The following is a 16,901-nucleotide window of genomic DNA, read 5'->3' as shown; positions in this document are numbered from 1 at the left end:
TTCGCAAGGGGCACCATTGTGCGCCGAGGATCGTGTGGTGGGTGTCACGTGGGGAAAGTCGGTTTTGGATTTGCGTGGTCGGGTTTGCCTGGTCTAGAGTTATATCTCGTTGCCCCGCCGGAAACACCGTCACTGAGACAGGGTTTCTACCGGGTCTGACCAGGACAAACACGGTTTGATCCGGGGGTCAGAACATCGGGTGGGCAGCGGAAAATGAAACTGATACCCCCAGTGAACATGCTGTTTTTGTGTGGTGTGGTGATGGGTGTGTGTTTGTGGTTTGAGAATCCAATAGCGTGTTTGTTTGAACAAGTTGTGATGCCAGAACATGTATTTTTCTGGTGAGACAATCACCTGATCGAACATGGTTCACCCTGGTGTGGGTGGTTCTTCGCTGAACCGTCCGCATGTGGTGGGGTGGTCTTCGTGTTTGGTTGGGAGTATTTTTTGGTCAACTGCGATCACCCCGTGGTCGTGTGTTGGCTGTCTTGCTGGGATTCATTCGTAACATAATTTTTTTATGGAGAGTTTGATCCTGGCTCAGGACGAACGCTGGCTGCGTGCTTAACACATGCAAGTCGAACGCTGAAGCCGGGTGCTTGCACCTGGTGGATGAGTGGCGAACGGGTGAGTAACACGTGAGTAACCTGCCCCTGATTTCGGGATAAGCCTGGGAAACTGGGTCTAATACCGGATATGACCATCTGACGCATGTTGGGTGGTGGAAAGTTTTTCGATTGGGGATGGGCTCGCGGCCTATCAGCTTGTTGGTGGGGTAATGGCCTACCAAGGCGACGACGGGTAGCCGGCCTGAGAGGGCGACCGGCCACACTGGGACTGAGACACGGCCCAGACTCCTACGGGAGGCAGCAGTGGGGAATATTGCACAATGGGGGAAACCCTGATGCAGCGACGCAGCGTGCGGGATGACGGCCTTCGGGTTGTAAACCGCTTTCAGCAGGGAAGAAGCGAAAGTGACGGTACCTGCAGAAGAAGTACCGGCTAACTACGTGCCAGCAGCCGCGGTAATACGTAGGGTACGAGCGTTGTCCGGAATTATTGGGCGTAAAGAGCTCGTAGGTGGTTGGTCACGTCTGCTGTGGAAACGCAACGCTTAACGTTGCGCGTGCAGTGGGTACGGGCTGACTAGAGTGCAGTAGGGGAGTCTGGAATTCCTGGTGTAGCGGTGAAATGCGCAGATATCAGGAGGAACACCGGTGGCGAAGGCGGGACTCTGGGCTGTAACTGACACTGAGGAGCGAAAGCATGGGGAGCGAACAGGATTAGATACCCTGGTAGTCCATGCCGTAAACGTTGGGCACTAGGTGTGGGGGGCATTCCACGTTCTCCGCGCCGTAGCTAACGCATTAAGTGCCCCGCCTGGGGAGTACGGTCGCAAGGCTAAAACTCAAAGGAATTGACGGGGGCCCGCACAAGCGGCGGAGCATGCGGATTAATTCGATGCAACGCGAAGAACCTTACCAAGGCTTGACATACACTGGACCGTTCTGGAAACAGTTCTTCTCTTTGGAGCTGGTGTACAGGTGGTGCATGGTTGTCGTCAGCTCGTGTCGTGAGATGTTGGGTTAAGTCCCGCAACGAGCGCAACCCTCGTTCTATGTTGCCAGCACGTGATGGTGGGAACTCATAGGAGACTGCCGGGGTCAACTCGGAGGAAGGTGGGGATGACGTCAAATCATCATGCCCTTTATGTCTTGGGCTTCACGCATGCTACAATGGCTGGTACAGAGAGAGGCGAACCCGTGAGGGTAAGCGAATCCCTTAAAGCCAGTCTCAGTTCGGATCGTAGTCTGCAATTCGACTACGTGAAGTCGGAGTCGCTAGTAATCGCAGATCAGCAACGCTGCGGTGAATACGTTCCCGGGCCTTGTACACACCGCCCGTCAAGTCACGAAAGTCGGTAACACCCGAAGCCGGTGTCCCAACCCTTGTGGAGGGGGCCGTCTAAGGTGGGACTGGTGATTGGGACTAAGTCGTAACAAGGTAGCCGTACCGGAAGGTGCGGCTGGATCACCTCCTTTCTAAGGAGCATACATAGGAACCCCAATGAACCGGCCGTGCGTGTTGGTGTTGGGTGCTCAAGGGTGGAACATCACTTCTTCCGCTCATACCTTCCAGCGTTGTCCGGTGACTGCCGTGTCGACGTTGATTGTTGTATGGGCTAGAACGGACACGTTATTGGGTCCTGGAATCACAAACCCCGCACAGTAGGTGTGGGTGTGGTTTCAACCAACAGGACCAACCCGACTACCGGGCGGCGGCGTGAAGCGGTTGTGTGGTGGTGGGTGTTTGGTAGTGGTTTGAGAATCGTATAGTGGACGCGAGCATCAAATAACACGTGAGTGTTGTTTATGTAATGTGATTTTTCTTGTCATCATCTAGTGAAGGTGAATGAAACAATTTTTCGCGCGCACGTCAGCCAGTCCCTGTGAGGGGTTGGGTGAGTGTGTAAGAGCGCATGGTGGATGCCTTGGCATCAGGAGCCGATGAAGGACGTGGAAATCTGCGATAAGCCTCGGGGAGCCGATAAACAGGCGTTGATCCGAGGATGTCCGAATGGGGAAACCCCGCCACTCGTGAGGGTGGTGACCCGTGTCTGAATATATAGGGCATGTGGGGGGAACGCGGGGAAGTGAAACATCTCAGTACCCGCAGGAAGAGAAAATAACAATGATTCCGGGAGTAGTGGCGAGCGAAACTGGATGAGCCTAAACCTTGTCAGTGTCAAGCGTGCTGGTTTTGCTGGCGGGGTGTTGTGGGGTGTGCATGGTCTGGTTCAGCATGGCTGGTCTGTGATGTGTGTTGGTGTAGTCGAACCTGGTGGGAAACAGGACCGGAGTGGGTGAGAGTCCCGTAGACGAAACGTCAGCCTGTCGCAGTGTGTGCGTTGCCCGAGTAGCACGGAACTCGTGGAATTTCGTGTGAATCTGCCAGGACCACCTGGTAAGGCTAAATACTTCCTGATGACCGATAGCGGATGAGTACCGTGAGGGAATGGTGAAAAGTACCCCGGGAGGGGAGTGAAAGAGTACCTGAAACCATGTGCTTACAATCCGTCAGAGCAGTATCTTGATGACTGTGATGGCGTGCCTTTTGAAGAATGAGCCTGCGAGTTAGCGGTGCGTGGCGAGGTTAACCCGTGTGGGGTAGCCGTAGCGAAAGCGAGTCCGAAGAGGGCGATTCTAGTCGCGTGTCCTAGACCCGAAGCGGAGTGATCTAGCCATGGGCAGGGTGAAGCGTGTGTAAGAGCGCGTGGAGGCCCGCACCCACTTCAGTTGAAAATGGAGGGGATGACCTGTGGTTAGGGGTGAAAGGCCAATCAAACTCTGTGATAGCTGGTTCTCCCCGAAATGCATTTAGGTGCAGCGTTGCGTGGTTCTTGCTGGAGGTAGAGCTACTGGATGGCTGATGGGCCCTACCGGGTTACTGACGTCAACTAAACTCCGAATGCCAGTCAAGGTTCAGCGTGGCAGTGAGACAGTGGGGATAAGCTTCATTGTCGAGAGGGAAACAGCCCAGACCATCAACTAAGGCCCCTAAGCGTGTGCTCAGTGGGAAAGGATGTTCAGTTGCGAAGACAACCAGGAGGTTGGCTTAGAAGCAGCCATCCTTGAAAGAGTGCGTAATAGCTCACTGGTCAAGTGATTGAGCGCCGATAATGTAGCGGGGCTAAGTACACCGCCGAAGTTGTGGCAGCATCACGTATAGCCGTAATGGTGTGGTGTTGGGTAGGGGAGCGTCGAGTTGCTGGTGAAGCTGCCGTGTGAACGAGTGGTGGAGGCGATTCGAGTGAGAATGCAGGCATGAGTAGCGAAAGACGGGTGAGAAACCCGTCCACCGGATGACCAAGGGTTCCAGGGCTAGGCTAATCCGCCCTGGGTAAGTCGGGACCTAAGGCGAGGCCGACAGGCGTAGTCGATGGACAACCAGTTGATATTCTGGTACCGACACACAACCGACAGTACCAAAACACATGAAACTAACCCTGTGATGATCCCGTCAGGCCTTCGGGTCTGTGGTTGGGTTTGAGTGGGGGACCTGAGTGTGGAGTCGGTAAGCGTGAGGTGTGACGCAGAAAGGTAGCCAGGCCGTGCGATGGTAGTCACGGTCTAAGGTTGTAGCACGTGGGGGTAGGTAAATCCGTCCCCACACAGAGTGTGAGAGCTGATGGGCGCCCCACATGGGTGGGGTGATCTGGTGATCCTCTGCTGCCGAGAAAAGCATCGACGTGAGGGTGTGTGTTGCCCGTACCCTATAACCGACACAGGTGGTCGAGTAGAGAATACTAAGGTGATCGAGAGAATCGTGGTTAAGGAACTCGGCAAAATGCCCCCGTAACTTCGGGAGAAGGGGGACCATCCCGGTGAACTCACCATGCGTGGGGATGTGCTGGTGGTGGTCGCAGAGGCCAGAGAGAAGCGACTGTTTATTAAAAACACAGGTCCGTGCGAAGATGTAAGTCGATGTATACGGACTGACGCCTGCCCGGTGCTGGAAGGTTAAGAGGACCTGTTAACTCGTAAGGGTGAAGCGGAGAATTTAAGCCCCAGTAAACGGCGGTGGTAACTATAACCATCCTAAGGTAGCGAAATTCCTTGTCGGGTAAGTTCCGACCTGCACGAATGGCGTAACGACTTCTCTGCTGTCTCAACCACGAACTCGGCGAAATTGCATTACGAGTAAAGATGCTCGTTACGCGCAGCAGGACGGAAAGACCCCGAGACCTTCACTATAGTTTGGTATTGGGATTCGGTGTGGTTTGTGTAGGATAGGTGGAAGACGTAGAGGCCCTGACGCTAGTTGGGGTGGAGTCGATCGGTGAAATACCACTCTGACCATAGTGGATTCCTGAACTTCGGACCCTGATCGGGTTCAGGGACAGTGCCTGATGGGTAGTTTAACTGGGGCGGTTGCCTCCTAAAGAGTAACGGAGGCGCCCAAAGGTTCCCTCAGCCTGGTTGGCAATCAGGTGTCGAGTGTAAGTGCACAAGGGAGCTTGACTGTGAGACGGACGTGTCGAGCAGGAGCGAAAGCTGGGACTAGTGACCCGGCCATGGCTTGTGGAAGCGTGGTCGCTCAACGGATAAAAGGTACCTCGGGGATAACAGGCTGATCTTGCCCAAGAGTCCATATCGACGGCATGGTTTGGCACCTCGATGTCGGCTCGTCGCATCCTGGGCTGGAGTCGGTCCCAAGGGTTGGGCTGTTCGCCCATTAAAGCGGTACGCGAGCTGGGTTTAGAACGTCGTGAGACAGTTCGGTCCCTATCCGCTGCGTGCGTAGGAAATTTGTGGAGGTCTGTCCTTAGTACGAGAGGACCGGGACGGACGAACCTCTGGTGTGCCAGTTGTTCCGCCAGGAGCATGGCTGGTTGGCTACGTTCGGGATGGATAACCGCTGAAAGCATCTAAGCGGGAAGCCGGCTCCGAGATGAGATTTCCAACTGACTGTTGTCAGGGGAGGTGTCCTATAGATGATGGGGTTGATAGGCCGGGTATGGAAGCACTGTGAGGTGTGGAGTTGACTGGTACTAATACACCGATCACTCATCAACCACTTTCTTTTTGTTGGGGTTGGTGTGTGTGCGAGTTTGTTTTGTGAGTAGTCTTTTCTAGTTGTGGCTGGAAGAGTTCATGCCCCGTTGTGGGTGTGCATGTTGCATAGGTTTTTTGGTGTTCGCGTTCGCTGTGCGGTTCTTGGACCATTACCGCTGATGACCTTGTGTGGGGTTGTGGTGGTGGTTTGTTGGTTTTGCGGTGGTGATAGTGGTGGGGAAACGCCCGGTTAACCGTTCCGATCCCGGTAGCTAAGCCCATTCGCGCTGATGGTACTGCAACTTGGTGGTTGTGGGAGAGTAAGTGACTGCCGCAATATTCTTTTTGGGGTGATGGCCTCGTCCAGTTTTTGGGCGGGGCCATCACTGTATTCACGAATGAGTGTGTTGGGTGGGTTGTGTGGTGGTTGGTGCTACTTGGCGGGGGCCCAGCTACCTGGCGCGGGGTTGCTGGGCCCCCGTCAGGTAGCAACCAGGGGAGGTGGAGGAAGCGTCGGAGTGCCTCGTGGCTGGTGACATGGAGATCGTTGTCCGTGTGTTCATAGTCGATGGGGTGGTCATCACAGCAGAGTTCTACCCGGTTCGCAAAGGTGCTCAGGGGCTGATTCGTGACTCCATCGGCACAGTCGAGTGCCGGTACTCGAAGACGGGGGCGAGGGCGTTCTCGCTGCAATCGGACGACGCGGAACTGAAGCTGCGCAACGATGAAGAGCGACGGTTCCTCTTCAGCCGTGGCTTCCGGTGGGGCCCCGAGACACCTGTCAATCGCTGAAAGCCGATGAATCGTGAGGGACCCCACCGATCGGCGGGGTCCCAAAGGTGATGCCGGTGATCTACCAGCTCGTTGGTGTTTCAGCGCCCGAACAGCTTCGAGAACAGCCCCTTCTTCTTCGGCTTGGCCTCCTTGGCAGGCTCTTCCTCGATCGGAGTCTTCGCCGCAGCGGGCTCAACAGGTTCGTCTCCTGCCGACTGCTCGACCTCCGGCTGCTTGTCCTGTGTCGAAGCGTCTGCAGCCTCCGCTGCGGGCTCTGCAGCGTCGTCGGCCTGGGTCTCGGCCGTTGGGGTCGCCTCAGCGGCGGGTTCCTCGACCGGCTGGGTTTCCGTCCGGGACGGTTCCTCCACCGGAGCGGGCGCGGGAGCCGAAGGTGCCGTCGCAGCTGGTGCCGCAGCTTCCTCCGCGGCGGGAGCGGAGGCCGAGCCTGGCGTACGGGAGGAGGCGGCCGCCTCGGTGGGGGTGCCGGTGGACCCCGCAGCGGCGGCGAACTGCTCGGCAGCCTCGCCCTCGAGGGGCGCATTCAGGTCGCAGTTGGAGATGCGTCGCTGATCGTCGAACGACAGATCCGCGGAGCCGTCGGCGAACAGCATCCGCATGCCGCCCTCGGGGAGGTCCGCCGTCGGAATTCCGCGCTTGGCGACGTACGACTCGATGGCCGCCCGGTGGTCGGTGACTGTCGTCTGCGTCAACCCCTGCATGAGTGCCCGCACAGACACCTTGACCTGCGGTGTGGGCAGCGCGATCTCGGCGGCTTCGACGAGGAGCCACACAGTTGTACCGGCACCAGCGGCGGCAGGATAGTGGGCCCAATTGTCGGTGGCTTCCTTCGACGCCAGGGTCAGACGCAGAGCGAGTTCCTCATCGAGGGAGATCTCGGGGGTCGTGAGCTCGGTGACCTCTTCCGCGGCACCGAACTTGCGCACCTCGTGGGACAGGCCCACGACAGCATCGGGGAAGTCATTGACGTTCTCCCACCCCCACAGCCACGTCTTCTCCCGGTCGGACTCCGAACCGAGCAGATGCGGCCGGGTGCGCAGGACGGCGCCGTCGGCCGACGTGAACGTCAGGTGCGGGTCGGAGCTGAAGTCGACTTCCCACTCGGCGTCGGAGATGAGCGCACCGAAATGCGTCTGCACCTCCGTCGAATAGAAGACGGCGCGATTGACCAGATCCTGCAGAGTTGAGCTCATGCTTTCAAGCGTATGCGGGAGCGCCCGAGAATCGAGGAGGCACGCGGTGCGAAGCCCGTGTCAGTGCCTCATGATGAGGTAGAGGTCTCAACTGAAGAGCCCGATCCGCCGCCCCGATCATCTATCTCTGGGAGGAGAATCCATGTAAGGTAGTTTGTTGCGCTTCGCAACACTCACGACTCAATTGTCAGCCACTCTTCACTCAGGACGTTCAACGTGGCACTACTCCGCCTGTCCCTGAAATACGCCAAAAACTACTGGCCGTTCATCTTTCTCGTCGTCATCCTGCAATTGGCCTCGACCATAGCAGCGCTGTACCTTCCCAGCCTCAATGCTCGAATCATCGATGAAGGTGTCGCCAAGGGAGACACCGACTTCATCTGGTCGACGGGCATGACGATGCTGCTCGTCTGCTTCGTGCAGGTCGTCACAGCAATCACCGCGATCTACTTCGGCGCCCGCACGGGAATGGGCGTCGGTCGTGACCTCCGCAGAGCCATCTACCGGCAGGTCGATGACCTGTCGATGCTCGAAGTCGGAAAATTCGGGTCCGCCACCCTCATCACCCGGAACACCAACGACGTCCAACAGGTTCAGATGCTGGTGCTCATGACCCTGAACTTCATGGTCTCGACACCGATCATGTGCATCGGCGGCATCATCATGGCCCTGCGTGAAGACGCCGGGCTGTCCTGGCTGGTGTGGGTCTCCGTGCCGGTCCTGTTCATCGTCGTCGCCATCCTCGTCTACCTCCTCATGCCGCTGTTCCGCCGCATGCAGGACCAGGTCGACGATATCAACGGCGTTCTGCGCGAACAGATCACCGGCATCCGCGTCATCCGCGCCTTCGTCCGTGAACCCTTCGAGACCGACCGCTACGCCGATGCCAACCGTGCTCTGACCGAAACCTCGGTCAAGGTCGGCAATCTGTTCGTCCTCATGTTCCCCGCCATCATGATGATCCTCCACCTCGCAACTGCAGCCGTCCTGTGGTTCGGCGGTCACCGCGTCGATGCCGGACAGATGGAAGTGGGATCGCTGACCGCGTTCCTCCAATACCTGCTGCAGATCCTCGTGGCCGTGATGATGGGCGTATTCATGATGATGATGATTCCGCGCGCCGTCGTCTGCGCCGAACGCATCTCAGAGATCCTCGGCACCCGAAGCACGATGACAATCCCGGCCGGTGTCACGGATCTGCCCGGCCGCGGTGAGCTCGAATTCCGCAATGTCACCTTCGGATACCCCGGCGCCGAGGAGCCCGTGCTGGAAGGTTTGACCTTCACTGCCCAGCCCGGAACGACCACCGCCATCATCGGATCGACTGGTTCGGGCAAGTCCACGATCGTCAATCTCATCCCCAGACTCATCGATCCGCAGGCAGGCGAGATCTTCATCGACGGAAACCCTGTCACCGAGTTCAACCGCCACCAGCTGGCACAGCTCATCGGCCTGGTGCCGCAGAAGCCGTACCTGTTCTCCGGGACGATCGCTTCGAACCTGCGCTTCGGCAATGAGGACGCTACTGACGAAGAGCTGTGGGAGGCTCTGCGCATCGCTCAGGCCGATGGCTTCGTGGCCGAGAAGAACGATCAGCTTGAAGAGCGCGTCGCCCAGGGAGGCACGAACTATTCCGGCGGGCAGCGTCAGCGTCTGTGCATCGCCAGAGCCCTGACGGTGAAGCCGCGGATCTACGTGTTCGACGATTCGTTCTCCGCTCTCGACGTCGCCACCGACGCACGGCTGCGGGCGGCCCTCGACGAGTCGACGGGGGATGCCACCGTCATCGTCGTCGCCCAACGCGTGTCGACGATCCGGGACGCTGATCAGATCATCGTCCTCGAGGCTGGGAAGATCGTCGGTCGCGGCACTCATGAGGAACTCGCCGAGACGAACCCGACCTACCGCGAGATCATCGAATCGCAGCTGACCACGGAAGAGGTGAACTGACATGGCCAATGACACCTCGACAGAAACCGTGGTGGCAGCGGAAGACGAATATATCCCCAGCGGCGAAGAGCTCGAGATGAGCGGCGGCACACCTCCGCGCAAGGCCAAGCACTTCTGGCCTTCCGTCAAACGCCTGTTCGGACTCATGGCGAGTGAGAAGAAAGGCATGATCGGTGTCGTCGCCCTCGTCGTCGGTTCCGTCGTCCTCACCGTCATCGCTCCCAAGGTGCTCGGCAAGGCGATGGACGTCGTCTACTCCGGAGTCATCGGTGCGCAGCTGCCCGAGGGTGCGAACATCGACGACATCATCGCCGGTGCCCGAGCCGAAGGCCGCGACGACTTCGCCGATATGCTCTCCACCGCCGAGGTGGTGCCCGGGCAGGGAATCGACTTCACTGCGCTCGGCCAGATCATCATTGTCGTCCTGCTCATGTACCTGGTGGCCTCGATGCTGATGTGGGCGCAGGGGTACATCCTCAATGCCCTCGTTATGCGCGTGGTCTACCGACTGCGTGAGGACATCGAACGCAAGATCAACCGTCTGCCGCTGCGCTACTTCGACACTCGGCAGCGTGGCGACGTGATGTCTCGAGTGACCAACGACGTAGACAACATCCAGCAGGCCCTGCAGCAGGCGTTCTCGCAGCTCGTGCAGTCGGCGCTGACGATCATCGGCATCGGCGTGATGATGTTCATCGTGTCCTGGCAGCTCGCACTGCTGGCTCTCATCGCTCTGCCGCTGTCGGCGATCATCGCCGGTGTCATCGGCACCCGGTCGCAGAAGCTGTTCAAAGCGCAGTGGAAGCACACCGGTGAGGTCAACGGACACGTCGAAGAGTCGTTCTCCGGCCTCGACATCGTCCGGGCCTTCGGTCGGGACGAAGTCATGCTCGAGGAGTTCGACCGTCGCAACGAATCGCTGTACAAGGCATCGGCCGGAGCGCAGTTCGTCTCCGGCATGATCATGCCTTCGATGCAGTTCGTGTCGTACCTCAGCTATGTCCTCATCGCCGTCGCCGGCGGCCTCAAGGTGGCGACCGGACAGATGACGCTCGGCGATGCGACCGCGTTCATCCAGTACTCCCGTGAGTTCTCGCAGCCGATCTCCGAGATGGCCGGTGTCGCGAATATGCTCCAGTCCGGTGTCGCCTCGGCGGAACGGACTTTCGAGCTGCTCGACGCCGAGGAGGAGGACGCCGACGAAGTCCAGCAGGAGCTGCCCCCGCGCACCCCGGGAAAGGTCGAGTTCTCCGAGGTGAGCTTCCGCTACGCTCCGGAGGCGCCTCTCATCGAGAAGGTGTCCTTCACCGCCGAACCGGGACACACAGTGGCGATCGTCGGCCCGACCGGCGCCGGCAAGACCACTCTGGTCAACCTCGTGATGCGCTTCTACGAGATCACGGGCGGAACCATCTTCCTCGACGGCATCGACACCCGCGACCTCAGCCGTGCCGACCTCCGGTCGCATGTGGGCATGGTGCTTCAGGACGCCTGGCTGTTCGAAGGCACGATCGCCGACAACATCCGCTATGGTCGGTTGGGCGCCACCGACGAGGAAGTGGTCGCGGCCGCCAAGGCGACGATGGTCGACCGATTCGTCCGGCAGCTGCCCGATGGATACGACACCATCATCGACTCCGACGGCGGAAGCGTCTCGGCCGGTGAACGACAGCTCATCACCATCGCCCGAGCCTTCCTCGCCGACCCCTCGCTGCTCATCCTCGATGAGGCGACCTCCTCGGTCGACACCCGCACCGAGGTGCTCGTGCAGCAGGCGATGGCGGCCCTGCGGACCGATCGGACCTCGTTCGTCATCGCCCACCGGCTGTCGACGATCCGTGACGCCCACACCATCCTTGTGATGGAGGATGGTGCGATCGTCGAGCACGGCAATCACGAGCAGCTGCTTGCCGCCGAAGGCGCCTACCACCGGTTGTACATGTCGCAGTTCCGCGGAGAGGACGCTGAGGAGCAGTTCACCGCTGAGGTGCTCGCCGAGGCAGAGCCGGAGGTCGGTGCGCCGGTCGACGAGACTGCGGCTTCCGAAGGTGACGGCACAGACGGACCTGATACCGAAGGTGAAACCACTGAGGCGCCGGCAGAGGACGACGGTCCCTCCCCGCAGATCTGACTGTTGGGTCCTGTCGCAGGGTCCTCGTGCTCGAGCACGGGGACCCTGCCTCGCATTCACCGCAGAAATCTGGCGGAGAACGAAAATCCGGCATAACGTTTTCTGAGTCGAAAACGCTGAGAACGACCTAAATGTGACACAGCTCCGACCACGCTGTCGTGCGGAACTCTGTGGCCGAATCGACGTTGCTGCGCAGGTGAGGGTGCAGAACCTGGTGCGAATAGGCGGAGTGCCGGAATCGGGATGCGCGAACAGTATTGCGAAGTGATAAACATTCGGCAAAACACCTCTATCACTTCTGTCATGACCTAAATGAACTAAAGTCGTGCGCACCCCATCGCCTGCGTATGGTCCTTGCCACAAGTGAAAACGGCAACCGGCCAGAACTCTGGAAGGACCATCATGAAACGGTTGGCAATGGCGGCAACGTTCGCCCTGGCTCTCTCCATCGGAGGAGTGAGTCCGGCGGTCGCGCTGGCCGACGACAGCTCAGCCGATGCGACGGTCGTGCAGGCGTCAGGATCCGGAGACGCAGAATTCCCGGGGACTGAGGACCCGCCCACGGACCCCGGTGAGGACGCTGCTGATTCCGACGACGGCAGCACACCCGCAGAGCCAGGCGACGGTGAGGACTCGACTGATCCGGTCGGCGACGAGAACGCGGCTGATCCCGGTGACGGCGAAGGGCCAGCAGATCCGGACGAAGGATCGGACGAACCGACCGAGGACTCGGCCCCGATCGACGCTTCGTTCTCGCTCGACCAGTCAACGATGCCGGTCGACGAGGCGGCTGAAGCCATCCCCTACACGATCACCGGTCTGAAAGCCGGAGACACCGTGACTGCCAGCCCCGGTGAGAACGGTTCCATCACCGTCGACAACGACGGTACGTTCAACGGAGAGCTCCGCGGCAATACCGAGCTCAAGGTCGGCGATGTCGTCGATGTCACCGTGACCGTCGCCCGTGACGGCCAGGAGCCGAAGACGTTCACCGGCAACGTGGAGATCACCGAAAACCAAGATGATTCGGATGCGTCCGTCAGCGTCGATCCGCAGAGCCAGGGGATCGATTCGTATCTTGACAACGGTGTCGACATCACCGTGAGCAGCTGCGAACCGGGCGAAGATGTGACCGTCACCATCGTCCGCAAGGGCGAGAACACGAACATCTGGGAAGAGACGAAGACCGCCGGCGATGACGGTTCAGTCTCTGCGTCCTTCATGCCCGGCACCGGTGGCGACGGATGGATCGGTGAATTCGTGGTCAGGGCGAAGTGCGGCGACACAACGGCAGAGACGACGTATTCGGTCACTGAGAACGAGGACGGTGATGATGCGGATCTCAGCATCACTCCACAGAGCCAGAAGCTGGCCGTATTCCTCGAGAATGGTGTCAACATCACTCTCGTCAACTGCCACGTCGACTCCAACGTGAAGTTCGAGGTGAGCTCCGCGAAGAATCCCGACACCGTGATCTGGGAAGAAACCCAGAAAGCAGGTGAGGACGCAGCCGGATCCGTCCAGTTCCTTCCCGAAGGTGATGGCGGCACAGCATGGGTCGGTGACTTCAACGTCGTGGCCTCATGCGGCGACAAGAGCGCAGAGGCCACGTTCACAGTCACCGATGACGGCAGCGTCGTCGACCCGAAGCTCTCGATCAGCCCCGAGACGATCTCAGGGGAGGACTTCATCGACCGAGACCAAGGTGTGCAGCTGATGGTCAACAAATGCGTCCCGGATGCCGATGTGAATTTCGAGGTGTGGTCAGAGGGCAAGAAGGAAAAGCTCTACGAACAGACCGCAACGGCCAATGAAGAGGGCGCAGCCGGAATCCACGTCTACGGGCTCGGAGATGACCCTGCTTACTACGTCGGGACGTACCAGGTGATCGCCGAATGCATGGACGTCAGCCGGTCAGGCGAATTCGTCGTCACTGGCGGTGAGTCCGGTGGCGGGGACGGAGGAGACTCCGGTGGAGCCGGCGGTTCCGGAGGCGGCTCGTCGATGCCGCGCACCGGTGCTGAACTGACCGGTCTGGCTGCAGGCGCTCTGCTCATCCTCGGCGGCGGAACAGCCATCGGCTTGGCCCGCCGGAAGAACAAGAGCTGACAGCGACCGAAAACCCGTCGGGTTGGTGACTGAACCCGGCCCGACGGTGAGAGACGGTCCTGGCGGAAGCGATCGGTCCCGGTTCCTCGACTTCGAGTCGAAGAACCGGGGCCGATCCGTGCTGTATTCTGCGGCAGTGCTGAACCCGTTCGCGTGCACTCCGGCTGAGTCTCGTCCGGGCCTTGCAGGTGCAGAAACAACGGACTTAGCTTGGTCGTCGTGGAGGCAAGGAAGCTTCCACGATCCCCAAGGAAAGAGGAGCAGAAACATGTCCAATCCAGGACAGCCCGAAATCAAACGTGGCGACAAAGGCACCGCGGTCCTGCGTGCCCAGAGGGCATTGCGGAGGACACCTGATCTGAGTGTCGATGTCGACGGTGACTTCGGGCCCGATACCGAAGCCGGAGTCAAACGGTTTCAAAAGAGCGTCGGTCTGGATGACGACGGCATCGTCGGAAAGGACACCTGGGAGGCACTGCCGAACGGCGGACCGATGCCTCTGTTGAAGTCCGGGTCGAAGGGCGATGTCGTCCGCGATCTGCAGGAGGTCCTCGCTGCCGGGGCGGACAACGGCGACTGGCCGTCGCCCGGCGAAGCAGACGGTGACTTCGGAGCCGACACAGAGAAGTCCGTCAAAGGGTTCCAGAAGTGGGGCAAGGTCGACACCGACGGAATGGTCGGGGACAAGACCTGGGCCGTCCCTCTGCACGCCACGAACAGCACTCTCGAGACCGCCGTCGGACTCGATTGGGCCGACGACTGAACGCGTCCCGGTCACTGCAACCTCGGTCGATCCCCTGCTTTCGAACCCGGGAGCAGGGGAGGGCGGTCGCGGTAAACACCGAAACCTCCGATAACAATACATCCTGCCGAATTCTGCGGAGTGATGACGCTGTGATCGGAAATCTGATCAGTACCTGAGCACTGACAACTGCACGCAGAATCCGGCACAGCCCGCTCTGCCCCAGCCCCACCGGAGCAGCGGCGATGACCTGGAACGACAGTATCGCCTCGGTGAGGGCGCCACTGCGCGCGCCAATCGACTCTGAGTGCCGGTTCAGCGTTCGATTCGGCAGGTTACTTTGACGTCACGAAGCGGCTCGGAATGTTGTTTCGAAGTTGTCATGACCACAATGATCAGAACTCCACAGAATCCTTTCGTCCTGCCTACGGTCGCACCACTACCGAATACGGCAGAAACGCTTTCAGAACATCTCCGGCAAGGACGAAAGAAAGGTGATCACAATGAAGAAGCTCGCACTCGCTGCAACTGCAGCCCTCGGCATCTCGGCACTCGCAGTCGGAACGGCGGCAGCCTCGGCTTCGGGTACGGAAGTCGCCGTGTCGGACGGAGTTCATTCGAACGAGGCACCCTCCTCCGGAAGCGCCGATTCGAGCGATGACTCGGTGGTCAAAGAAGCGGACCTGGCGCTGAAATATCGGACGATGACACCGTATGAAGTCACCCACGGCAAGGGCATCGAATACACGATCGATGGGCTCAAGAAGGGCGACAGGGTGTCGACTAGCTTGGACAATGAGTTGCATGACGTGGAGAAGGACGGAGCATTCGACGGCGCTGTCACGATGGACAAGGAACCTGATGCCAGGGCGAACGTCGAATTCACAGTGAAACTCGAACGCGGCGCTGAACCGGAGCGAGTGTTTCACACACGAGTGCGCATCATCGAAGGCGATCGAGGCGACTACGATGACGGCACCCTCGTGATGGATCCGGATTCGACGATGCTCGACGAAGGACTCTACCAAGAGGGACTCAACCTGACGATGGTCAACTGCTCGGCCGAGGACGAGGTCGACTTCACCGTGTACAGGAAGGATGAAGACGGCAGGAAGAAGATCTGGGAGAAGAGCCAGGTGGCTGGTGAAGACGAGTCCGCGTCAGTGCGGTACATGCCGCGAGAAGGTATGCCGCCGACAGGCGAGTACGAGGCTGTGGCCGAATGCGGTGATCTCGAGGACTCGGCGAAGATCGACGTAGATCCCACCGAACCCACTGAGTGAAATCACCGCAGCGGACTTCGTCACAGGGAAGGACAAAGAGTCCCGAGGCTCGGCATCAATCCGGGCGTCGGGACTCTTCGTCCGAACGCAGGGTGGCTCAGCCCTTGGCGACGAGAGTGCGCACGGCCGAGGAGAAGAACCCCTGACCGTCGATTCCGCCGCCGTCCTCGGGACCGAAACCGGCCTCGACGGCGTGTTCGGGGTGCGGCATGAGACCGACGACGTTGCCCGCTTCGTTCGTGATTCCGGCGATGTCGCGCAGAGAGCCGTTCGGATTGAAGCCCTGGTAGCGGAAGACCACGCGTCCGGTGGACTCGAGTTCGTCGAGCACCTCGTCGGTGGCGACGAACCCGCCCTCACCGTTCTTCAGCGGAACGCGGATCGTCTGACCCTGCTCATAGTCACAAGTCCACGCGGTGTTCGCATTCTCCACGACCAGATCTTGGTCGCGGCAGATGAAATGCTGGTGATCGTTGCGGATGAGCGCACCCGGCAGCAGACGGGATTCGCAGAGGATCTGGAAGCCGTTGCAGATGCCGAGTACCGGCATGCCGGCGTTCGCCGCAGCGACGACGGACTCCATGATCGGAGCGAATCCGGCGATCGCACCGCAGCGCAGATAGTCACCATAGGAGAACCCGCCCGGCAGGATGACGGCGTCGACTCCGGACAGGGTCGAATCCGCATGCCACAGGTTCACCGGGTTCGCCCCGGCCAGACGGACGGCACGAGCGGCGTCCCGGTCATCAAGCGTTCCGGGGAACGTGACGACTCCGACGGAGACGCCGGACTCAGGCGCCGCCTCGGTGGTGGGATCAGCAGCGACAGCGGTCACGATGCGTCCTCGGCCACGCGGACTGCCACGACGTTCTCGATCACGGGGTTCGACAGGAGCTTCTCCGCGGCTTCGCGCGCCTGGGCGAGGACCTCCTCGGTGGCTTCGCCTTCGACCTCGAGCTCGAACCTCTTGCCCTGACGAACCTCACCGAACCCGGTGAACCCCAGGCGGGTCAGTCCGCCGGAGATCGCCTTGCCCTGGGGGTCAAGGATCTCGGGTTTGGGCATCACCTCAACGACGACACGTGCCATGCGTGTACTGCTCCTTTGTGAAAGTGTTCGGGAGTTCCTCCCGCGCTCACCCTGAGT

At 59.7% G+C, this 16,901-nt stretch carries 9 protein-coding genes and 3 rRNA genes; 9 read left to right on the top strand and 3 right to left on the bottom strand.

The window, feature by feature from the left end; genetic code table 11:
- Positions 1–517: 517 nt before the first annotated feature.
- The 4 genes from BLU88_RS17200 (at position 518) to BLU88_RS17185 (ending at position 6,347) form a co-directional block, all read left to right on the top strand.
- Positions 518–2,042: ribosomal RNA gene (locus BLU88_RS17200) — 16S ribosomal RNA — on the top strand.
- Positions 2,043–2,459: 417 nt separating this feature from the next.
- A 23S ribosomal RNA gene (locus tag BLU88_RS17195) occupies positions 2,460–5,575 on the top strand.
- Between the two features lie 198 nt (positions 5,576–5,773).
- Positions 5,774–5,892, top strand: a 5S ribosomal RNA gene (rrf, locus tag BLU88_RS17190).
- Together the 16S, 23S and 5S rRNA genes form the textbook arrangement of a ribosomal RNA operon.
- 200 nt (positions 5,893–6,092) lie before the next feature.
- Positions 6,093–6,347, top strand: coding sequence for a hypothetical protein (locus tag BLU88_RS17185; RefSeq protein WP_092016668.1), 255 nt, complete (start codon positions 6,093–6,095; stop codon positions 6,345–6,347).
- 80 nt (positions 6,348–6,427) lie between these two features.
- Here the strand turns inward: BLU88_RS17185 and BLU88_RS17180 are convergent, their stop codons facing one another.
- Positions 6,428–7,540, bottom strand: coding sequence for a DUF6882 domain-containing protein (locus BLU88_RS17180; protein ID WP_092016666.1), 1,113 nt, complete (start codon positions 7,538–7,540; stop codon positions 6,428–6,430).
- 216 nt (positions 7,541–7,756) lie between these two features.
- On the opposite strand from BLU88_RS17180, the gene BLU88_RS17175 reads away from it, so the two are divergent.
- From BLU88_RS17175 to BLU88_RS17155, 5 genes are all read left to right on the top strand, one after another.
- Positions 7,757–9,490 (top strand): ABC transporter ATP-binding protein, encoded by a 1,734-nt coding sequence (locus BLU88_RS17175; protein ID WP_092016664.1) that lies wholly within the window; start codon positions 7,757–7,759, stop codon positions 9,488–9,490.
- A 1-nt stretch (position 9,491) separates the two neighbouring features.
- Positions 9,492–11,621, top strand: coding sequence for an ABC transporter ATP-binding protein (locus BLU88_RS17170; RefSeq protein ID WP_092016663.1), 2,130 nt, complete (start codon positions 9,492–9,494; stop codon positions 11,619–11,621).
- A gap of 402 nt (positions 11,622–12,023) precedes the next feature.
- Positions 12,024–13,730: a hypothetical protein gene (locus BLU88_RS17165; protein ID WP_157689184.1), complete on the top strand. Its 1,707-nt coding sequence runs from the start codon at positions 12,024–12,026 to the stop codon at positions 13,728–13,730.
- Between the two features lie 268 nt (positions 13,731–13,998).
- On the top strand, positions 13,999–14,493 hold the full coding sequence (locus BLU88_RS17160) for a peptidoglycan-binding domain-containing protein (RefSeq protein ID WP_092016659.1): 495 nt from the start codon (positions 13,999–14,001) through the stop codon (positions 14,491–14,493).
- A 482-nt stretch (positions 14,494–14,975) separates the two neighbouring features.
- Positions 14,976–15,755, top strand: a complete 780-nt coding sequence (locus BLU88_RS17155; protein ID WP_092016657.1) for a hypothetical protein — start codon at positions 14,976–14,978, stop codon at positions 15,753–15,755.
- Between the two features lie 97 nt (positions 15,756–15,852).
- Here the strand turns inward: BLU88_RS17155 and purQ are convergent, their stop codons facing one another.
- Both purQ and purS read right to left on the bottom strand, forming a co-directional pair.
- A complete protein-coding gene (gene purQ, locus BLU88_RS17150; RefSeq protein WP_092016655.1) occupies positions 15,853–16,590 on the bottom strand; it encodes a phosphoribosylformylglycinamidine synthase subunit PurQ in 738 nt (245 codons plus the stop codon).
- Positions 16,587–16,844: a phosphoribosylformylglycinamidine synthase subunit PurS gene (gene purS, locus BLU88_RS17145; protein ID WP_039208104.1), complete on the bottom strand. Its 258-nt coding sequence runs from the start codon at positions 16,842–16,844 to the stop codon at positions 16,587–16,589. Before purS ends, purQ begins: the two co-directional genes overlap by 4 nt.
- Between the last annotated feature and the right edge of the window lie 57 nt (positions 16,845–16,901).

This window comes from Brevibacterium siliguriense (genome assembly GCF_900105315.1).
GTDB lineage: Bacteria > Actinomycetota > Actinomycetes > Actinomycetales > Brevibacteriaceae > Brevibacterium > Brevibacterium siliguriense.
Note: the sequence above shows the minus strand (reverse complement) of the source record. Positions and strands in the feature narration are given on the sequence as shown.